Source organism: uncultured Boseongicola sp., assembly GCF_937988555.1.
In the GTDB taxonomy this organism is placed as follows: domain Bacteria; phylum Pseudomonadota; class Alphaproteobacteria; order Rhodobacterales; family Rhodobacteraceae; genus Boseongicola.
The window spans coordinates 1-2,562 of sequence record NZ_CALJXO010000079.1 but is presented as its reverse complement, the minus strand read 5'-3'; the positions used below and the strand labels follow the sequence as shown (position 1 = coordinate 2,562).

4 protein-coding genes and 1 pseudogene are annotated in these 2,562 nt (G+C 53.6%); 2 read left to right on the top strand and 3 right to left on the bottom strand.

Annotation, left to right across the window (positions count from 1 at the left end):
• Positions 1–472 precede the first annotated feature (472 nt).
• Together Q1B15_RS04445 and Q1B15_RS04440 are read left to right on the top strand one after the other, a co-directional pair.
• Positions 473–718, top strand: a complete 246-nt coding sequence (locus tag Q1B15_RS04445; protein ID WP_299750752.1) for a type II toxin-antitoxin system CcdA family antitoxin — start codon at positions 473–475, stop codon at positions 716–718.
• The gene (locus Q1B15_RS04440; protein ID WP_299750749.1) at positions 718–1,014 is read left to right on the top strand and encodes a CcdB family protein; all 297 of its coding nucleotides are present in this window, start codon (positions 718–720) and stop codon (positions 1,012–1,014) included. Before Q1B15_RS04445 ends, Q1B15_RS04440 begins: the two co-directional genes overlap by 1 nt.
• A gap of 342 nt (positions 1,015–1,356) precedes the next feature.
• On the opposite strand, the gene Q1B15_RS04435 is transcribed toward Q1B15_RS04440, so the two are convergent.
• From Q1B15_RS04435 to Q1B15_RS04425, 3 genes and pseudogenes are all read right to left on the bottom strand, one after another.
• Complete coding sequence (locus Q1B15_RS04435; protein ID WP_299750747.1) at positions 1,357–1,740, bottom strand: type II toxin-antitoxin system death-on-curing family toxin; 384 nt, start codon at positions 1,738–1,740, stop codon at positions 1,357–1,359.
• 2 nt (positions 1,741–1,742) lie between these two features.
• Positions 1,743–1,991 carry a hypothetical protein gene (locus Q1B15_RS04430; protein ID WP_299750744.1) on the bottom strand — a complete coding sequence of 83 codons (249 nt, stop codon included), beginning with the start codon at positions 1,989–1,991 and terminating at the stop codon, positions 1,743–1,745.
• A 339-nt stretch (positions 1,992–2,330) separates the two neighbouring features.
• Positions 2,331–2,562, bottom strand: a pseudogene (locus Q1B15_RS04425) (MFS transporter); the annotation flags it as partial.

Sequence of the window (2,562 nt, the reverse complement as noted above, 5' to 3'; positions counted from 1 at the left end):
GGGAATTTTTTGTCGGGTCTCTCAAGATCTTCAAAAGGACCAACCCGAACAGGCCGGCCGAGCTCACCCGGCGGATGCACAGGTTTCGGGGGTATCGCAAGCGCGCCGAAGGCCGCCGAAACCGGGTCTTTACCGAATGGCACAAGGTATCAGAGGCGTGATTTTGCAGAACGAACCCAAATTCACGTTTAGGTTGTGTTTGAGCGGTGATGTTGATCTAACTCGTTGACTATAAATGAAAAAGTGCGTTTTCGTCAGGCGTCTATATTTCTCTATTTTAGAAGCAAATGCCCGATAACATGTACCGCGAGCCATCCCCGCAACAATCGCAGCGCACGCGAGACAAGGTAGCGAAGGCTGTGCCAGCCTATTCAGAGTACCCGAACATATTGATTGCAGCGCAGCATGAGGCTTTTGCACCATTGAAATACACACTTCTCGTGTGTATAGATCATGTGCTAAGGAGAGGGATATGATGCAAACGACAACGGACAAGCAGCGCACGAACATCAGCCTGACTGCGGCCAATCTTGCCGCCGCGCGAGAATTGGGTCTTAACGTATCAGCGATCAGCGATGCTGCCATTGCAGAAGCGGTTAGGGCCGCGCGGGCGGAGGCCTGGGCCGTGGAGAATGCGGCGGCGATCTCTGAGCGCCACACATGGATTGAGGCCAATGGGATGCCACTTGCAGACATGCAGGTGTTGAAGATCAGCTGATGGCACAGTTCCAAGTCTATCGGCTAGCCAGCGGTCGGCTGGTGCTCGATCTCCAGACGGATCTGATCGACACTGGTTCGCGCGTCGTCGCACCTCTCATCGTGGTTTCAACCGGCCCAAGGGTAATCGGGCGCCTCGAACCGGTGTTCGAGGTTAACGGCGAGGACCACGCCCTGCACACCGCCGAGATGGCGGCAATTCCCTCCGCGCTGCTCAGGGGACAGCCAATCGCTGATCTTTCCGGATCCGACTATGAGATAAGGGGAGCCCTCGACATGGTTTTCTCCGGTTTCTGATACCCCATACTTACGGGGCGCTCCCATCTTCATGTTCTGCCAGTCTGGTCGACCCGTCTCCATTACCGATGGCCGACATCCGGTTGGCAACGGATTGAACCCGCTCATCATCAAACCCCCGATCATGCGCACTCTCAGTCGACTTTATGGGCTCAAATTCCTGCAAACGTGCGTTTCGATAACGCAGACCATCAAACGATTACCAAATAGCAAAGCTTGGAATGCACGCGACCGGCGCTTCTCGTCAGGAATTCTTGGCCGCACCTCGTTAAAAGTCATAAGAATTGGCCGCAATTTAACTCGCGAAACCGATCCTTACGGGCCGGGCAATACTCGGGATCATTAGGTTTTCTGGTCAACCATAGACCTCAGCCAGTGCGCAAAATCTTCTGCTTCCAGCTTGCCCTGCGCCAGGAGAATTATTCGATCGCCGACGTCCTCCACAGCCCAGTTAAATGCGATGCCGTTGACATCGAGACAGACGTCCATGGATTGGTATGCTGTACGTTTGTTGCCGTCATTGTAGCAGCGGCCTTGAGCGATCGCCTCGCCATAACAAGCCGCCAGCGCAAACGCGTCCTCAATCAATCCATACGCAAGACGGTTGTCCACACGCGACACCGCGCCGTCGAGCGATTTGTCACGGGCGCGTCCCACAAGTTCGCCAGGGTTCAGAACCTCGCCATGAATGAGGTCAATAAGTTCTGGAGACAAGAGTCTGAACACGCCTATTTGTCCTTGAGGTAGTCAAGAACGGGTTGGTTGACATCTTTCCGGCGCTTGAGGCTTTCCAAGACCTCGTCGCGTGTGGCAACACGGCTTTCGGTTTCCTGAACAGCCTCGGCGGGTACAAAATATCCCACCAGAGCCGAATTCTTCAAAACCGCAACCGGATTGCCGCCGGAACGTTCAAGCACTTTATGCGGTTCACGCATTTCGGTCATTGTGGCAATGTGGGGTGTGAGGAGTTTGGTCATAACGATCCCTCTGATATATATTATAGTGCATACTGAAATATGCGTTAAAATGCAAGAACGCCCGAATCTCCCTGCAATAAGCCAATCGACTGAAGTTTCGGGCCGAGCGAGGTCAAAGAAAAAGTGTTCGCCCGGGATCTTTTCGAGTCTGAATGATTTTCCCGTTCGCGATTGTGGCTTTCAATGAAAGGTCTCACCCAAAAAATCTAAAGGCGGACACAGCGCTACATGAATGGCAGATAAGGTTGTGTTATTGGGCACTATCGCCAGACAACATGATAAGGTTCAGTCTTCTCTCAGAGCCAATCTCTGCATGCTAATGCGAGGTCCCGAGGCGCTTCATCTGCCTTCGTCGATCCGTGGCAGGAACCAGGCAAACACTCCCGCAAGGGGCAGGAAAGAGCATATCAGGTATACCGTCTCTACGCCGTAGCTTTCGGCAAGCACGCCAAGAAACGCCGCAGCCACGCCCCCGAGCCCAAAGTTCAAACCGTAAAAAAGCCCACCGATCAAGCCGATCCGATTGGGCAAAAGGTCCATCGCATAGATCAGGATCGACGCAAACGCGCTG